Origin of the sequence: Isoptericola croceus (assembly GCF_029382255.1) — a bacterium.
GTDB lineage: Bacteria > Actinomycetota > Actinomycetes > Actinomycetales > Cellulomonadaceae > Isoptericola > Isoptericola croceus.
This window is the reverse complement of record NZ_JARLLG010000001.1, coordinates 294,795-312,455: the sequence shown is the minus strand read 5'-3', so window position 1 is coordinate 312,455 and position 17,661 is coordinate 294,795. Positions and strand designations below refer to the sequence as shown.

General features: G+C 72.1%; 12 protein-coding genes. 5 read left to right on the top strand and 7 right to left on the bottom strand.

The window, feature by feature from the left end; genetic code table 11:
* Positions 1-4 precede the first annotated feature (4 nt).
* The 3 genes from PZC42_RS01400 to PZC42_RS01390 form a co-directional block, all read right to left on the bottom strand.
* Positions 5-1,051 carry a pirin family protein gene (locus PZC42_RS01400; RefSeq protein ID WP_277207628.1) on the bottom strand — a complete coding sequence of 349 codons (1,047 nt, stop codon included), beginning with the start codon at positions 1,049-1,051 and terminating at the stop codon, positions 5-7.
* A 762-nt stretch (positions 1,052-1,813) separates the two neighbouring features.
* The gene (locus tag PZC42_RS01395) at positions 1,814-2,818 is read right to left on the bottom strand and encodes a hypothetical protein (RefSeq protein WP_277207626.1); all 1,005 of its coding nucleotides are present in this window, start codon (positions 2,816-2,818) and stop codon (positions 1,814-1,816) included.
* Between the two features lie 81 nt (positions 2,819-2,899).
* A complete protein-coding gene (locus PZC42_RS01390; protein WP_277207625.1) occupies positions 2,900-3,454 on the bottom strand; it encodes a DinB family protein in 555 nt (184 codons plus the stop codon).
* Positions 3,455-3,506: 52 nt separating this feature from the next.
* On the opposite strand from PZC42_RS01390, the gene PZC42_RS01385 reads away from it, so the two are divergent.
* The 4 genes from PZC42_RS01385 (at position 3,507) to PZC42_RS01370 (ending at position 7,626) form a co-directional block, all read left to right on the top strand.
* Complete coding sequence (locus tag PZC42_RS01385) at positions 3,507-4,112, top strand: TetR/AcrR family transcriptional regulator (protein WP_277207624.1); 606 nt, start codon at positions 3,507-3,509, stop codon at positions 4,110-4,112.
* Between the two features lie 108 nt (positions 4,113-4,220).
* The gene (locus PZC42_RS01380) at positions 4,221-5,576 is read left to right on the top strand and encodes a right-handed parallel beta-helix repeat-containing protein (RefSeq protein WP_277207623.1); all 1,356 of its coding nucleotides are present in this window, start codon (positions 4,221-4,223) and stop codon (positions 5,574-5,576) included.
* The gene (locus PZC42_RS01375; RefSeq protein ID WP_277207621.1) at positions 5,573-6,406 is read left to right on the top strand and encodes a hypothetical protein; all 834 of its coding nucleotides are present in this window, start codon (positions 5,573-5,575) and stop codon (positions 6,404-6,406) included. The genes PZC42_RS01380 and PZC42_RS01375 overlap by 4 nt, the downstream gene beginning before the upstream one ends.
* A complete protein-coding gene (locus PZC42_RS01370) occupies positions 6,403-7,626 on the top strand; it encodes a Dyp-type peroxidase (RefSeq protein ID WP_277207619.1) in 1,224 nt (407 codons plus the stop codon). The genes PZC42_RS01375 and PZC42_RS01370 overlap by 4 nt, the downstream gene beginning before the upstream one ends.
* Before the next feature lie 96 nt (positions 7,627-7,722).
* On the opposite strand, the gene PZC42_RS01365 is transcribed toward PZC42_RS01370, so the two are convergent.
* Positions 7,723-14,448, bottom strand: coding sequence for an SdrD B-like domain-containing protein (locus tag PZC42_RS01365; RefSeq protein ID WP_277207616.1), 6,726 nt, complete (start codon positions 14,446-14,448; stop codon positions 7,723-7,725).
* 221 nt (positions 14,449-14,669) lie between these two features.
* Positions 14,670-15,527: a sugar phosphate isomerase/epimerase family protein gene (locus tag PZC42_RS01360; RefSeq protein ID WP_277207613.1), complete on the bottom strand. Its 858-nt coding sequence runs from the start codon at positions 15,525-15,527 to the stop codon at positions 14,670-14,672.
* A gap of 119 nt (positions 15,528-15,646) precedes the next feature.
* Here PZC42_RS01360 and PZC42_RS01355 point away from each other — a divergent pair, with 119 nt between their 5' ends.
* Positions 15,647-16,288 carry an HAD family hydrolase gene (locus PZC42_RS01355; RefSeq protein WP_277207611.1) on the top strand — a complete coding sequence of 214 codons (642 nt, stop codon included), beginning with the start codon at positions 15,647-15,649 and terminating at the stop codon, positions 16,286-16,288.
* 1 nt (position 16,289) lies between these two features.
* Here PZC42_RS01355 and PZC42_RS01350 read toward each other — a convergent pair whose 3' ends face one another.
* Together PZC42_RS01350 and PZC42_RS01345 are read right to left on the bottom strand one after the other, a co-directional pair.
* Positions 16,290-16,712, bottom strand: coding sequence for a TM2 domain-containing protein (locus PZC42_RS01350; protein ID WP_277207610.1), 423 nt, complete (start codon positions 16,710-16,712; stop codon positions 16,290-16,292).
* Between the two features lie 87 nt (positions 16,713-16,799).
* Positions 16,800-17,606, bottom strand: a complete 807-nt coding sequence (locus tag PZC42_RS01345) for a GAP family protein (RefSeq protein ID WP_277207608.1) — start codon at positions 17,604-17,606, stop codon at positions 16,800-16,802.
* Positions 17,607-17,661 lie beyond the last annotated feature (55 nt).

Below are 17,661 nucleotides of genomic sequence, written 5' to 3'. Positions count from 1 at the left end.
GGGGTCAGCGCCCAGGCCGGCCGCGAGGCCGGAGCCGGACGTCCGGCAGGGCCGGCGCGCGCAGCGGTCCGCCCGCGTAGCCGTCGACGCGACCGAAGCGCCGGTCGGCGGCACCCTGCGCGTAGCCCGTGCCGCCGTCGTCCGCCTCGGCGAGCTGCGCCATCCAGTCGGCGCGCGCCGCGACGACCTCCTCGTGGGTACGCCCCACGAAGTTCCACCACATGACGACGTCCTCGCCGAACGGGGTGCCGCCGATCAGGACCGCGCGGACCGGGTCCGCCCCCGCGGTGACGGTGAGCCGGGCAGGACCGGGGGCGGTGTACGCCAGCGCTCCGACCGGGACAGGTGCCCCGTCCAGCCGCGCGTCACCGGCGTCGACGAGCAACCCGTGCTCGAACCCGGGATCAACATCGAGCTCGATCGACGCCCCCGCCTCGAGGTCGAGCTGAGCGCCCACGAGCGGCGTCCAGGTGCGGGCGGGTGAGACCAGCGTCTGCCCGGCCACGGGCAGCGATCCCAGGAAGACCTGTACGCGGACGCCGTCGTGCACGATGACGGGAAGGTCGCCGTGGTGCTCGAAGCTCGGTGTGGTGTCCTTCGCCTCGCGGGGCAGCACCGTCCACAGCTGGACGCCGTGCAACGTCGGGGGACGCCGGTATCCGGCCACCGATTCCGGGGACTCCTCCGAGTGCGAGATCCCGCGCCCGGCCGTCATGAGGTTGAGCTCGCCCGGGCGCACGGTCTGCAGCGAGCCGACCGAGTCGCGGTGCAGGATCTCCCCGGCGAACAACCAGCTCACGGTCTGCAGCCCGATGTGGGGGTGCGGCGGGACCTGCATCCCCACGGACGTCGAGACGTCGTCCGGCCCGTAGTGGTCGCAGAAGCACCAGGCGCCGATCAGGGATCGCCGGCGCTGCGGGATCGTGCGACGCACGGTCATGGCGCGCGGGCCGCCGAGCGGGACGTCCCGTGCCTCCAGCAGCTCGACTCCGCCGGCCGCCGCGCCCGCACCGCACACCTGCTCGGCCGGGCGCGTCTCGAGATTGCTCATGCGTCGAGATTACGCGCGGTCGCGCTCTCAGGTACGGCCGAGGCCCCCGGGACGGCCGGGGGCCTCGGCATGACCGCGTTCCTCCAGGCGATCGCTGCGAGGCGCTGTGTCGACGTCACAGCTCCGGGGCTCCTACCGGACCGGTCAGGGCCTGATGCGTCGTCGCCCCCACCGTCCCGTTCTCCGCAAGATCCCGGACGCGGTTGGTCTTCCGGCCCCGCCAGACACCCGCGTCGTCACCCGCGGCCCGCACTCGGTGCGGATCGGCCCGTCGTTCTCCGGTCGACCATCGTCCCGTCGAGCTGTGCCCTGCCCACGTCGCCGTGGCCGTGGCCGCATCTCGTCGAGACCGTTAGCACGTTTCTAGACCTGCTCCGGGGTGTCTGCAAGGGGGCGGAGCGCGAAGATGATCGACCACACGTTCATCCACAGCGGGACGCCCGGAATCCCCACACCGTCCACACCCCTGTGGACAAAATCTGTGGACGACACGCCCGCCCGCCGCGCCGCCGAGGGCCAGAACGGTGGCCGCGGCACCAGGGCGTCCTCGAACGGAACAGCGTGGCAACGCCAGGGATCCGCAAGATTCCGCGGTTCCGGTGTGTTCGTGAGGGTTGTCCGCCTCGACCACGGGCGACGGCGGCACCGTGGGAAAACCTGCGTTCACCTGGGTCGCCATTCACCCCGACCCTGTCGTCCGCCCTCCACACGCCTGTGGACAACATCGCTGTCACCCTGCGAGCCGAGACGGCTGCGGACCCGTCAGACCCAGGCACGCGACGGCGCGCGCTGATCGTCCGCGCGAGCTTCGATCTCGCCCGTCGTCGCGACGAACGCCCCGTCGTCGACGAACGCTCCGCCCACCTTCGCGTGCAGCAGGAGAGCGAACCGGGCGACGACCGCCCGCATGCGGGAGCGCGCGATGACGTGCACGCCCGAGGGCTCCTCGAGGCTCAGCTCGTAGGGCACCTGGGGCACCCACGCCACCCGGTAGGCGTGCGGCCCGTAGTCGCGCCAGTCCAGCCCGACCAGCGCGCGGGGCACGCGCTCCACCCGCTCGGCCTCCACCGTGATCATGCCGTCGTACGGGGTGCGCGCCACGAGACGGCTGCGTGCGGTGCCGTCGGGCGCCGGTGGCCCCGGCTCCGTGTCCGCCGTCGCGATCAACGAACGCAGCAGGCCGAGGAGCTCGGCGGGTGGGACCGGGTGCGCCGCGAACAACGCGAGGTCGACGGCGCTCGTGGGGTCCGGGTGGAGGAGCTGCCGGCCGTCGGCGAGCACGACCCCGCCGGACTTGCGCGCGACCGCAACACCCCACTGGACCAGTCTCAGCTCCTCGCCCTCGGGCAGACCGGCTGCGAAGGCACGGGCGATGCCGTCCCGGTCGTCGGTGGTCGCCGGCCGGCCGGCGCGAACGTCGAGCATCCCGTCAAGACGACCGAGCGCGTAGGCCGCAGCCCCGCCGGTCAGTTCGATCTGGGGCGACAACTCCTCCGCCACCGGGAACGGGCCGGCCGCTCTGTGCTCGTTGCCGATCCCGAGCGACCCAGGACCCACCTGCTCCACGTGACCTGACGCCATGCCCCGGAACCGGGCGCCCCCCATGGGCCGTGCCCCTGTTTCCGCGACAGGTTCTTCGAGCCATCGCACCTCCGGGAACCAGGCGTCGGCCAGGCCCTTGAGGCGGGCCGGCACCCACGCGTCGGGGACGACGAGGACATGGTTCGATGCGTGCTCCGGCGGGACGAGCGTCTGCACGAACGACATATCGGGCAACGTACTCGCTTCGACGGCCCATCAGAAGCCCTGCGTGTTACAGGCGTGTGACGCCGGTCCTTGCGCCGGGGGTCAGCCGCGCACGTCGTGCAGGTGGTGGACGACGTCGTGCAGGAAGTACCGCCCGAAGGTCCGCACCGTGAACGTCGAGCCGTTGGAGCGCCGGCCGACACGTTCCAGCTGGTCGGCACGCACGGTGTCGAACCGCTCGGCGACCGAGGCGCCCGCGTCGGCGAGCTCCGTGGCCACCGCCGTCGGGTCGGCCTGCGCGTACCGCCCGGCGAGCGCCGCCGCGTCCTGGTCCCAGTTCTCGAACATCGCGCCGTCGGAGCGCAGCATGAGCGCGAGCCGCTCGTCGAAGATCCGGAAGACGTCGCGGACGTGGGCCGAGTACTCCAGCGGGGACCAGACCCCGGGCGCGGGACGACGGCGCACATCGGGCCGTGCGAGGACGGCCTGCCATGCCGGCACGGTCGCCCGGACGGCGTCGCCGACGGCGAGGGGGTCGACGGCGGCGGGGTCGAAACCGCAGTCCTCGCAGCGACGCTCGACGGCCCAGGTCCAGTCCTTGGTGTCCGGGACGATGCCGTCGGGCTGGGCCTGCCGACCGTCGGTGTCATCTGTCACAGCGACGAGGATATCGGCCGGTGACCTGACACCGGCTGCCTATGATGTCAGCATGCCCAAGATCATCGGCAAGAGTCTGCACGAGCACCGCCAGATGACTCGGCACAAGCTGTTCACGGCGTTGTCCACGCTCATGGCGGAGCGTGGTTTCGACACCATCACGCTGGCCGACATCGCGACCGCAGCCGGTGTGGGGCGCACCGCCGTCTACAACCACTTCTCCGACAAGGAGTCGCTGCTCATCGGGTTCATCACCCACGAGACGGAGCAGTACGCCCTGACCCTCGAGAGGGCGCTGGCCGAGGTCCACGACCCGGTGGGACAGCTGCGCACCTACATCCGCCAGCAGGCCCAGCTCGCCCGGGTCTTCCACCTGGCACCCGGCCCCGACCTGCGGACCGTGCTGTCCCGCACCACCCAGGCCAGGCTGCGCGAGCACGCCGAGATCGTGGAGTCGATCCTCAAACGGATCCTGCACGACGGCATCGCCGCCGGCTCGTTCCCCGCGCAGGACATCGAGCCCACCGTGCAGCTCGTCAACGCCTGCCTCTCCGGCCGCCTCATCCCCGAGGAGCCGGAGGCCCGGGAGCGCGCGATCCGCGCCGCGGAGACCTTCGTGCTGCGGGCAGTCGGCGCCCGCCCCGCGATGGCCGCCTGACCCCGGCCAGCCGCCGGTTCGCCGGGCGTCGCGGGATCGTGGCTCGAGTGTCGGACGTGGACCCTCACCGATAGGGTTTCTGCTATAAGTCTCCGACCGAAGGTGCCCATGCGCAGCAGAGCCCTGCCCCGTCGCCTCATCGTCGCGGCCGCCCTGGGGTGCAGCCTTCTCGCAGGGTGCGGAACGCAGGCCCAGCCACCCGGTGCGCCCGGCAGCGCCCCGGACCCGGCGCCCGGGATCGTGCACGTCCCGGAGGACGCGGCGACGATCTCCGACGCGGTGACGCGGGTCGCTGAGGGCGGCCTGGTCCTCGTGGGTCCGGGCGTGTACACCGAAGAGGTCCGGATCACCACGCCGGACGTCACGCTGCGCGGGCTGGACCGCAACACCACGGTCATCGACGGCGAGGGCACGCGGTCCTTCGGGGTGGTGGGAGCCGCCGACGGCGTCCGGGTGGAGAACCTCACGGTGCGCTCCACCCTCTTCTACGGCGTGCTCGTCACGAGCGTGCACGGGGACGACGGCCCGCTGGCCCACGGCGGCCCGGGGTACACGCGGCTCGACCCGGAGAAGTTCCCGCCGCTCGAGCGCTTCGGCGTCAGCCACGTCACGGCGTCGAACAACGGCCTCTACGGGATCTACGCCTTCAACGCACGGCACGGGAGCATCACCGACTCCTACGCCTCCGGGTCGGCGGACTCGGGAATCTACGTCGGCCAGTGCGAGGAGTGCGACGTGCTCGTGGCAAGCAACGTGGCCGAGCGCAACGCCGTCGGGTTCGAGAACGCCAACGCCTCCGACTCGGTCGTGGTGGCCGGCAACCGGTTCAGCGGCAACCGGATCGGCATGACGCTCCTCTCCTCCTACCAGGAGGCGTTCACGCCCCAGCGCGCCAACACCGTGGTCGGCAACCTCGTCGCCGGCAACACGAGCGCCGAGTCGCCCGCGCACGCGCTGGGTGGGTTCGGCGTCGGGGTCGGCATCACGGGCGGCCAGGCCAACGAGCTCACGCGCAACCGCATCGCGGGCAACCCCCTCGCGGGCGTGCAGCTGAGCAACGCCGAGGACATCGCGGCGCAGGACAACCGGCTCGTCACCAACGCGTTCGGCGGCAACGGCGTGGACCTGCTCGACACCTCCGCGCAGCGGACGCCGTCCTCGGGCACGTGCGTCGACCCCGCCGGCGGCGAGGGGCCCAGCACAGCGCTCCCTCCGGCGCTCCTCGACGCCACGTGTCCCGATGGCACCGGCGCGCAGGGCGGCGTGACCGACGGCGTCCCCGCGGTCGAGGTCCCTCCCGGGACGAGCTTCCTCGACGTACCGGCGCCGCCCGAGCAGCCGTCGCTGCCGGACCCTGAGCAGGTGCCCGAGCCTCTGCCGGCGTCGGTGGACGTGCCGGACCTCGCGGGGTTCGGGTTGCCCGACCCGGGCTTTCTCGCCGACCGCGCGGGGACGGCCCCGTGACCGCACTTGTGCCGCGCGCCGCGGCCGTCGCCGTCGCGCTCACGCTGGCGCTCGGGCTGACAGCGTGCGGTGACTCCGACGCCGACACGGACGGCGACGTCGACACCGCGCCGAGCCCCTCGGCCACGGCCCGGCCGCTGACCACCGACGAGGCGCAGGGCCTGGCCACGATGCGCTTCCAGAACTACGCCGCCGGGGTGCGCACCGTACGTTTCGAGGTGGCTGACGCCGGGCGCACCTACGCCGTCGACGGCTGGGTCGACTTCGTCGCGCACCTCGGCTACGCGGGCGTGCACGAGACCTCGTCGGACGAGACGGGGCTGCTCGCGTGGAGCGCCCAGACCGTCTCGACCTTCGACGGCGACTCCGGCGCCTCGGAGCCGGAGCCGGAGCCGCCACCGTTGCCACCGTTGCCACCGCCAGGCATGGACGACGACGGGACGACATGGACGGGGTCAGACCTCGTCCCCGACCAGTCCCGGCTGCACGCGCTGCTCGCCGTGATCGTCGGCCTCGGCAACGACAGGCCGGACAACCCTGTGCTCCTGCAGCAGTCCGACGCGCGGTGGCTGCGCCAGGACAGCATCGACGGCGTGCCCGTCCAGGTCCTGGCGGGCCCGACGTCGGACGACGTGTCCGAGCAGGACCCTGATGCTGACGGCAGCGCGGCGACGGTGCGGTACTGGGTCGACGAGAGCTGGCGCATCCTGCGCCTCGAGATGCGGCCCGGCGGCAGCGGTGACTGGATCGCGGTCGATCTCGGGGAGGCCGAGGGGGTCGACTTCGCCGACGCCTTCCAGGCCGTCGGACAGGCGGCTCCGACACCGTGAACGACGACGCCGGGTTGGACCGCCGCACGCTGCTGCGCGGGCTCGCGGGCGTCGGCCTCGGGCTGGGGATCGGAGCGGGCGTGGGTGCGGGGGCGACGTCGATCGCGCTGCGTCCGGAGACTCCCGGAGCCGCCGACACGGCCGCCCCAGGTGCCGACACCGGGTCGGAAGCGGCCCGGCCCGGCGGGCGGCGGGTCGAGCCGCACGGTCCACACCAGGCAGGCGTCACGCGTCCACCGACACCGCAGCAGCACTGCCTCCTCGCCGTCTTCGACGCCGAACGCACGGACCAGGTCGCGGACCTCTGCGACACCATCGGCCGGGCGGTGGACGAGCTCCTCGCCGGCGCGTCCGGCGAGCTTCCCGACGGCCCGGGGAACCTCACCGTCACCGTCGGCATCGGCCCGCGGCTCGTCGGTGCGGTCGACCCGGCGCTGCCCGGCGCCGACGACCTCCCGGCGTTCGTGGGTGACGTCGGTCTCCCGCAGGGCACGACGGGTGGCGACCTCATGATCCAGCTGTGCGCGAGCGACCCCGGGGTGCTCGAGCCGGCCCTCGAGCACGTGACCGCCCAGGTCGTCGACCTGCGGCCCCGATGGCGGCAGCGCGGCTTCCGTGGGCCGGGCGAGGGCTTCGTCGTGCGCAACCCGCTCGGCTTCCACGACGGCATCGCCGTTCCCCGGACCGAGGCGGAGCAGGCGGAGAACGTGTGGATCGCGGACGGACCGCTCGCCGGCGGGAGCGTGTGCGTGGTGCGGCGCCTGCGCCTCGACGCCGCTGCGTTCCGCGGCGAACCGGTGGATCGCCAGGAGGAGATCGTCGGCCGTCGGCGCGACGGCGTACCGCTGTCGGGCGGCACCGTCGACGACGAGGTGCGCCTCCAGGCGAAGGCGCCGGACGGGCAGCTCCTCGTACCGCCGCGCTCCCACGCCCGGGCGGCGCATCCTTCGTTCACCGACAGCCGGCTGATGCTGCGCCGCGGCTACGCCTTCGACAACGGCACGACGAGCGGCCGGGACGGTGATCCGGTCCCCGATGCCGGCCTGCTGTTCATCTGCTTCCAGGCCGACCTCCGCACCTTCTCGGCGACGCAGCACCGCCTCGACGAGATCGACGACCTCATGCAGTACGTGACGCCGACGGCGAGCGGCACGTTCCTCGTGCTACCGGGGAGCCGCGACGGCGCTGGGCTGGGCGGCGCACTACGGGCAGGCGCCTGAACGACCGCGCGCCACCACCTCGGCCGCCACCAGACGGCGAAGGGCCCGCCTCACGACCGTGTCGTGAGGCGGGCCCTTCGTCGTTCGACGCCCTCCTCAGCCGTCCGTGCGGCGACGCGCGGCCCGCAGGGCGAGCAGGCCCAGCCCGATCGCCAGCAGGGCCGCGATCAGAATCCCGCCGATCATCGCTCCGGTGAGGGCAAGCGATCCGCCCGGGTTGCCGGAGTCGCCGGAGTAGCCGGGCTCGCCGGGGATACCGACCACGTCCTGTGCGGCGCACGCGACGGCGGTGCCGGCCAGGTCGTTGTGACCGATGCCGGCGGTGTTGGCGAACCCACCGCGCTCACCTGAGCCCGGCTCGGGGCACGCCCACGTCGAGGCGTCGGCGGCGTCCTGGTCGACCGTGGCCACGACCTGCACCCGGTAGGTGTGGGTGCGACCCGGCGCCAACCGGACGTCACCGGCGACGACGTTCGCGTCGGCACCCGCGGCGCCCAGCCCGGTCCAGGTGCCCGACGCCGTCACCCGCCGAGGCGTGTCGGTCACCTGCGCGTCACGCACCTCGATCCCCGCACCGAAGCGCAGCCGGTCGGTCAGGGTGTACACACCCCGGGCCGCGCCGTCGTTGACCGCCTGGATCTCGTAGGTCACCGTCCACGCGCCGTCGTCACCCTGGACCGGGTCCCCCACGACCGACTTGACGATCTCGATCGACGGCACCGGCGCGCAGTCGGTGTCCATCACCGTTCCACCGGTCGGGTCGGTCAGCGTTGCCACGTTGTTCAGCCCCTGCGCCAGCATGTTGGACCCGGCCGTGACGGTGCAGGCCGGCGACCCGGTCCCGTCCTGGCCCACGTCCGCACCATCGAGGTGCAGCGGCACGTTCGCGACCACCGTGACCCGGAAGACGTGCGGGGCGTACCCGTCGTCGTCCAGGCCCGCGATGCTCGCGTCGGTGGCGATCCGCTGGTCCTGGTCGCCGTCGAAGCCGTCGTTCAGCAGGACGCCGTCCGGGGCCGCGACGTCCACCGAGGCGACCGTGATCGCGGGGGCGAACAGCAGCTCGTCGTCCAGGTCGTAGGTCGTCGCCTCGGCCCCGACGTTGCCCACCGTCAGGTCGTAGACGACCTCCCACTGCCCGTCACCCATCGGCGTGGCCGAGGCCAACGCCTTGTCGAGGGTCGGCTTGCCCGGTCGCACGCACGCATCGGCTGACGCGGCGACGCCGTTCCACCCGGCGCTCGCGATGTTGTTCAGAGCCCCGGGCACCGTGCCACCGGCCGCCGTGGTGCACGCGTCGGTGTCGAGCAGCTCCACGTCCGCCAGGTCCACCGCGTACCGCACGGTGACCGTGTAGGTGTGCACCACGGGTGCTCCCACCGCAGCGGCGATCGGCTGGTCCTCCACCACGAGCGTGTCGCTCAGCCCGTCGAAGCCGGGGTTGACCCCGACCGGGTCGGCCGCGTCCGTGGTCACGTCCTGGATGCCCACGACCTGCACACCCTCGCCGGGCGCCAGCTCGTCATCCAGGTCGTAGGCACTGGCACCCGGGCCACGGTTGGTCACCGTGACCTCGTACACCGCGTCGTACACGCCGCCCTGACCATCGACCGGAGTCACCGCACCCGACAGGGACTTGGCGAGCCCGATCAGCGGCAGCGGGGCGCACGCCTCGTCGTCCAGAGCCTCGCCGTTGTGCGCGAGCGCGGTCGAGTTCGCCAGCCCACCGCTCGCCCCGGAGCCGGGCTCCGGGCACACCAGCGCCTCGGGCGTGACCGTGTCCTCGTCGAGCGATACCACCACCTGCGCCTGGTAGGTGTGCGTGGCGTCCTCCTCGAGCGTGACGCCCGCGGCGACCACGTTCTCCGCGGCGGACTCCCCCGCGCCCTGGCCGGTCCAGTCGGGCGAGGCCGTCACACCCTCAGGCGTCGTGATCACGTCCGTCGACTCCACGACGACGCCAGCGCCGTAGCGCAGCCGGTCCGTGAGGTCGTAGTCGCCCGCGGCCTGGCCCGTGTTCGTCGCGACCAGGTCGTAGGTGATCGTCCAGGTGCCGTCGTCGTTGCCCACGGGTCCGGCGCTGATCGTCTTGTCGATCGCGATCAGCGGGAGCGACGCGCACACGTCGTCGGCATCCACGATCCCGTTGTGGTCCAGGGTCGTGGAGTTGGCCAGCCCACCGCTGACACCCGAACCGGGCGGCGGGCACTGCAGCACGGCGGGGTCGATCGTGGCCTCGTCCATCTGGACGACCACCTCGACCTGATAGGTGTGCGTTCCGCCGCCGTCGAGCGTCACACCCGTCGCGACGACGTTCTCCGGGGCCCCCTCGGCACCCAGACCGGTCCACGCCCCGGACGGCGTCACGCCGTCGGGGGCGGTGACCACCTCGGCCGAGGCGATGTCGATGCCCTCCCCGTAGTGCAAGCGGTCGGTCACCTCGTAGTCGCCCGCGTCGGCCCCGACGTTCTCCGCGACGACGTCATAGACGATCGTCCAGGTCCCGTCGCCATTCGGCGTCGGACCGTCACTGATCGACTTGTCGACCACGATGTACGCGACCGCGACGCACGCCTCGGCGGAGTCCGTCAGGTCGTTGTGCTCGACCCCGGCCGCGTTCGACAGCCCACCGTTGTCACCCTCGCCCAACGCGGAGCACGGCGTGATGACCAGCTCCACGCCTTCGTCGTCGACGGTCACCACGACCTCCACCTGGTAGGTGTGGGTCCCGTCCGCAGGCAGAGCCACGTCGGTGGCGATCACGTTCTCCGGGGCGCCCTCGGCGCCCAGACCGGTCCACGTCCCGGACGGCGTCACGCCGTCGGGGGCCGTGACCACCGCACCGGACACGATCTCGAGGTCACCGTCCGCCGTCATGCGGTCGGTCACCTCGTAGACACCGTCAGCGGCGCCCTCGTTCGACGCCACGACGTCGTACGTGACCGTCCAGGTGCCGTCCCCGTTCGGGGCCGGACCGGCGGAGACCGACTTGGCGACGTCGATCGACGGCAGCTCGGCGCACGCCGCGTCGTCCTCGGTCAGCCCCGCCTCGTCGATGAGCTGCGACACGTTGGTCAGGGCCGTGGCCAGCGGGTCGCCGTCCTGTGCGCCGCAGACCGTCGGGTCCGTCTCGTCGCCCGAGCCGGCGCCCTCCAGCTGCAGCGGCACCTCGGCCACCACGGTCAGCCGGTAGACGTGGTCCGCGTAGCCGTCGTCGTCGGTCCCGAGCAGCGAGACGTTCGACGCGATGCGCGTGCTGCTCTGCCCGTCCCAGGCCGGGTCGGCCAGGGTCACGCCACCGGGCGCGCCGGTCACGGCCGCCGAGACGATCGTCGCCTGGTCGGTGTACCGCAGCGTGTCGTCCAGGTCGTACACCGTCGCGCCGACTCCCTTGCTGGACACGGTCACGTCGTAGACGACCTGCCAGGTCCCGTCGCCGACCGGAGCGGCCGACACGAGCTCCTTGGTGTGCGTGGGCTGGCCGAGCTCGCGGCACTCCGAGTCGGTGTCCGGGTAGCCGTTGAACGACGTCGCGGCCCCGTTGAGCAGACCCGTGCCGTCCTCGCCGTCACCCTCGACCAGCGAGCAGTCGGAGGGGTTCGGCTCGGCGGGCGGGTTCGGCAGGTCGAACCGGTACCGCACCGTCACGAGGTACTCGTGCACGGCGCCACCGGCGATCGGCTCGTCGGTGACGACCTGCGTCGCCGTGATCCCGTCGAACGCCTCGTCGGTCGCGATGCCGCCCGGGGCGGAGTTCTCGACCGCCACCGACTCGATCTCGACCGCGGAGCCGAACCGCAGTCGGTCGGTCAGGTCGTAGTCCGTGTCGACGTCCGACTCGTTGGTGACGGTCAGGCCGTACACGACCTCCCACAGGCCCGGCTCGTTCTCCCGGTCCACGACGGACGGCTCGACCTCGACCGTCTTGTCGAGCGTGACCAGCGGCAGGTCGGCGCACTCGTCGTCGACGATGTCCTCGTGGCCGGTCGGCTCGAGCGTCGCGACGTTGAACAGCCCGGTGGTCGGGTCACCCGGCGCCTGGTCCGGCGTGCACGCGAGCTGCGCCGGGTCGGCCGTGGCCTCGCCCGTGGTCGCGTCCGTGGCGAGCGCCACCGCGACGCGCAGCGTGTACACGTGCGCCGTGCCGGCGTCCTCGGTCGTACCCGCGGCGATGGGCAGCCGCTCGGTGATGACCGCTTGATCGCCCTCACCGTTCCAGGCCGTGTTGAGGACCGCACCGTCGGGGCCCGAGAGGACCTCGGTGTCCACGACCTCGATGCCCTCGCCGTAGCCGGTCAGGTCGTCCGTGAGCAGGTAGGCGCCCGGGACGTCCGACGGGTTCTCCACCACGAGCTCGTAGACGACCTCCCACGTGCCGTCGTCGTCCGGGTTCTCCGTGGGACCGGACACCGTCCGCTTGGTGAACTCGTAGTCCAGCTGGGAGAAACCGAAGTCGAGCGTGTGGTCGTTCTCACCGGGTCCACCCGTGGTGATCGCCGCGTACGGGAACGCCCCCTCGTCCGACTCCTCCACGAGGCCGTCCGAGTCGTTGCGGTCCGGGTCCACCGAACCGGCGTCGCCCGTGTCGGCCACCGTCGGGTACCACCCGTACAACGGACCGTCCGGCGAGTCGTAGTCGGCCGGCTCGTCGATCCCGACGACGTAGTCCGTCTGGGTCCGCAGCGCGTAGCCGTTCGTGTTGAGCGCCGGGTCCGACGAGAAGTAGTACTCGCCCTGCGCGCTCGTCGTCGTGGAGGAGACCCACGTGCGCGAGCCGTCCTCGCCGACCTCGTAGAGGTTCACCGTGGCGCCCCCGACGGGGTCCTCGCCGGGGTCCTGCACACCGTCGTTGTCGACGTCGTACCAGACGTAGTTGCCGATCTCGATCGGCGCCGCCGACGCGAGCGCCGTCAGCTCGCCGAGTCCGTTGCCCTTGGTCGTGACACCCAGGACGTTCGTCCCGGTGATGATGGCCGCGCCGCGGGGGCTCGCCACCGCACCCGTCCCCTGGTCGAACGTGCGGGTGCCTACCTGGTACGAGCCGTTGGCGACGTGGATGCCCGTCTCGAGCACGCCGTCGGGCCGGCTGGGCACGACCAGGACGGCACCGAGGTGCTCGGGTCCGCCCCGCCACTGGTCGACGAAGTACTTGTCAGGCCCGGTGGGACCGTTCAGCATCGAACCGCCGCCGGCACCCGCCCCCGTGTCTCCGTCCACGACGCCGTTCTGCTCGATCGTGAAGGTGCCGTCGGGGTTGCCGCCGGCGAGCAGCATCTCGCCGCCGTTGGTGCGGGAACGGACGGTCCGCGTGTCCGAAGGATCGTCCGACAGGTAGGTGAACGACCCGAACAGGTCGCCGTCGAACGCCCGGATGCCGATGACGAGGTTGCCGTGGAGGTAGCGAGCGTCGCTCACGACCGGCACCGACGACGCCATGGTGTCACCGTCGTAGTACGGGTCGTACGACGCGGGGTCCGTGCTCCACGGCTGGTAGCTCGCGTCAACGCCGCCGAACCCGGCGCCCCTGTCGTACCCGAGCGGGAACTCGAGGACCTCGCTCAGGCTCGTCGGGTCTTCCGGGTTGAACGCGTACACGTGGGCGTGCAGGTCGTCGCTGTCCTGCGTCGACTCGGCCGTGTTCGTCACGGTGAGGTAGAGCTCGTTCGTCAGCGGGTTGGACGAGAGGCCGAACGGCCGCAGGTCCGAGCTGTCGGGGAAGTAGTCGTCGAGCTCGAACTCGTCCACGCCGACGACGGACGTTCCTGCGCGGTCGATCTCGACGCGCACCAGCGAGCGGTTGAAGAGGTTGACGACGAACAGGTAGCGCTGGTCGGTCGTGATCTCCATCCCGCCGAGGCCGGTGCGCCCGACCGTGTCCCACGCCTGCGCGTCGCGCTGCCAGTCGTATTCCGGGTTCTCAGCAGTGACGGCCGGGCGCAACCCGTTCGGGTCGCCGGGCAGGGCGCCCGGGTCGCTGTCGGACCCTAGGTCCACGTAGTCCACGAGATCGACGAGCAGCGACCCCGAGGCACTCTCCGACGTCAAGGTTCCGTCGTCGGGATCGACGCGATAGATCGCGCCGATGCCTCCCGGCCCCAGTGCTGAGTGACGGCGGACGTAGGCGGACGTGAACAGCGAGCCGAGCTCGCCGGGCGCAGGAGCCTGCTGCCAGGCAGTGCCGAACGTCGCGCCGACCTGCTGGAAGGGGACGTCCCACACCGTCGGGACGACCTCCTGGTCGCCCGCGCTCGTGGCGTCGTAGAGATGGGCCGTGCCGCCGAAGAGTTCTCCCTGATCACCGTCGCTGAACCCGTACCGGAACGCGGGCAGGTACACCAGCGGGTTGTTCTCGACGTACGCACCGGGCACCTGGAACGAGAAGTCCACTCCGTCGGTGCCACCGTCGGGCACGTCCACGAACTGGACGGTGGTGCCGTTGGTCGTGCCACCCGCACGCCCGAACGAGGTGCCCTCCCAGCCGGCCCACTGCGGCGTGTCGGGGACGTCCGCCTCGACGCGCCAGCGGGTGGCGTCCGAGGTCACCGGGAGCGCGTAGGTGCCGTCCGGCTCGGTCAGGACCGGCCCCGCCACGGTGCCGTCATCGTCGAAGGCACGCACCTCGACTCCGCCCAGCCGCCCGGTGTCCTCGAACGTATCGAGGACACCGTCCGAGTCGTAGTCCTGCCAGATCGTGCCGCTGATCGGGTCGCCCACGGCGGCCGTGGCGACGTCGGACGACGCCACACCTGCCACCACGAACGACGACATCACCACGGCACCAGCGGACGCTGCCGCGACCGCTCGCGAGAAATTGCGCACCATGCTTTGAGCCCCCTGTTTCGTCACGCCCGTCGCTGAGCGTGGCTTCAGCCGTGGCAATATGTGACCGCGGCAACATCACCACATCTATCCGAAGATGGGGAAGTCCGCCAACGGGGGCTCGATCTCGCCGGAAATTCACCCGCTCCGGGAAAGAGCGGAAAGCATGAGCGAGTGCTCGATGCGCGCTATATACCCACTTTTCAGCCGATATCCGACTGAATTCACCAGGCGTCGGCCGGCCGGTGGTGGTGCTCCGGCTCGGGCGGCGTGTAGGGCACGGGCTCCGGCGACAGGTACGCACGCGCGAACTCGAGCCCGGCCACGAGGTCGGTGTGCCGCTCGTGGGCGTCGAACGCCTTGCGGGTGGAGATCTCCAGCACCACGTCGCCGTCGAACCCGGACTGCACCAGCTCGGTGAGGACCTTGTCGCAGTGCATGTCACCGCGCCCGGGCACGAGGTGCTCGTCCCGGGCGTTGAAGGTGCCGTCCGCCAGGTGCACGTGGCGCAGGCGGTCACCGAACTCCCGCAGCAGGCTCAGCCCGTCCTGCTGCGCGATCGCCGCGTGCGACAGGTCCAGCGTGACGGCGTCATACCCGTGCTCCATGGGGTCCCAGCCCGGCAGGTAGGCCTTCAGGTCCCGGTCGAGGCGAGAGTGAGGGCGCCACGGGTACATGTTCTCCACCGCGACGGTCACCGAGCTGGACGCGTTGAGCGTGCGCACCTGCTCCTCGAACCCGCGCGCGTAGCGATACTGCCAGCGGAACGGCGGGTGCACGACGACGGTATGCGCCCCGAGCTCGCCGGCCATGTCCACGGCACGGGCGAGCTTGTCCGCGGGCGACCGCCCCCAGACCCGCTGGCTGACCAGCAGCGTCGGGGCGTGGATGGAGCGGATCGGCATGCCGGTGTCCGCCGCGAGCCGCGAGAGTGCCTTCGGGTCCTGCGTCGCCGGGTCCGACCAGACCATGGCCTCGACGCCGTCGTAGCCGATCTCGGCGGCCGACTCGAACGCGAACGCCGCGCGACGCGGGTAGACCGAGGCTGTGGACAGAGTCACAGGGATCGCCGGATCGGTCATGCTTCTCACCTTAGGCGGGGGGTCTGAACGGTCGCTGAACACCGTACCTCCGACGCCCGAAGGTCGCGCATCTCCTCCGCGCTGCCATCCGTCCGGTGCCGGGGGCTAGGCTCGGCCGCATGCTGCGCGCGGTGGTGTTCGACGTCGGTGAGACCCTCGTCGACGAGACCAGGATCTTCTCCCGCTGGGCGGACCGGCTCGGCGTCCCCCGCGGCACGTTCCTGGGCCTCGTCGGCGCCTGCGCCGCCACCGACCGACCTCTCGAGCACGCCTTCGAGCTCGCACGCCCCGGGATCGACGTCCACGCCGAGATCACGCGGTGGGCGCAGGACGAGCCCGGCGGCCTGCGCGAGAACTTCGACGCCGACGACCTGTACGACGACGTCCGCCCGGCCCTGGCCGCGCTGCGAGACGCGGGGTACGCCGTCGTCGTCGCGGGCAACCAGCCCCCGCAGGCGCGCCGGGCCCTGGAGGCCATGGACCTGCCGGTCGACAGCATCCGCACCTCCGACGAGTGGGGCGTCGAGAAGCCCGACCCCGTCTTCTTCGCGCGGGTCGCCGAGCTCACCGGGGTACCGCCGTCGGGCATCGCCTACGTGGGCGACCGGCTCGACAACGACGTGCTCCCCGCCGCCGACGCCGGGATGCGGCCGGTGCTGGTCCGTCGCGGCCCGTGGGGCTACCTGCACGCCGCCCGGCCCGAGGCCCGGGGCATCGACGTCGTCGACACGCTGACCGAGCTGCCGGCCCTCCTCGGCTGACTCAGTCGCGCAGCGGCACACCCTTGGCGTCGCGGGAGAAGCTGCCGGTCTTGTCCGTCAGGTACAGGATCCCCTCGACCAGACCCCAGATCGCCACCGCCCACGTCAGGAAGCCGAGGGACAGCACGGAGATCAGCAGCATCGTCAGGCCGAGCCCCGTGTAACCGAGGTAGAAGCGGTGGATGCCCAGGGTGCCGAGAAGGATGCCCAGCAGGCCCGCCGCGATCCTCGACTTCGCGTTCGGGTCCGCGTAGCCGTACGGCTGCTGGTAGGGCTGGGCGTACGGCTGCGGGTACGACTGACCCTGCTGGTAGGGCTGGGCGTACGGCTGCTGCTGCCCGGGCTGGACGTACGGCTGCTGGTAGGGCTGGGCGTACGGCTGCTGCGGGTCGGGCTGGCCGTCGGGCGGCTGCTGGTCGGTCACGGGTACGGCCTCTCCGGTCGGGTCGTGGACCTCAGGAGGGTATCGCCCGGCCAGCAGGCCCCGCGCCACCGTGTCAGGGCGCCGACGTCAGCCCGCCCAGCCCAGCCGGCCCAGCGCGTCGAGACCCAGCAGCACCCCCACGATCCCGAGCACCCACCCCGTCATCTCGGCCGCGTTCCGCGTGAGCCAGCCCTCCAGGCGCCGCAGCAGCGGGTCGATCTGCCGCGCCGCCAGCAGCCGCCCGGCGAGCAGCACCAGGGCAGGCAGGATCATCACGAGGCAGTAGGCGGCCAGCAGGCCCAGCGGGGCGGGCGCCGGCAGCTCGGCGGCGGTGATGAGCCCGATCCCCGCGAGGTACGGGAGCATCGTGGCGACCTCCAGCAGGACCGCACCCACCGCGAGGCCCAGGAGCGGCAGCACCGACCGGCCGCTCGACACCGCCGTGGCGCCCGGCGGCCCACCCACGGCAGGGACGCCGTCGGCGAGCTCGACGCCCATCGCCCGCTCCCGCCACCTCACCAGGCGCGATGGCCGCCCGGCGCTCGCCTCCCGGCGGGCGGCCCGCTTGCCGTCGAACCGGAAGCTCAGCACGAACAACCCGACGCCCACGGCGAGCTGGGCGAGCACCACCGGCCGCGAGTCCAGCGCGCCGTCGAACCGGTCCAGCAGGACCCCGGCACCCAGCATGATCGCCACGCCGATCACCAGGTACGCCCCCGCCACGGTGCCCAGGTAGAGGAGCATCCGGCCCGCCCGCGGCCGTCCCGGCGCGAGCAGCAGCCACACGGGGACGAGCAGGGTGCCGAAACTGGTCGAGTCGATCAGGGCCAGCACGGCGAGGACGCCGAGCATCGGCAGCAGCCCCGCGGTGCCGGAGAGGTCGAGGAAGTCCATGCCGCCAGCCTCCGGCTCGGCGGGCTGCGCCGTCGTCGCCCAGGAGGACCATCGC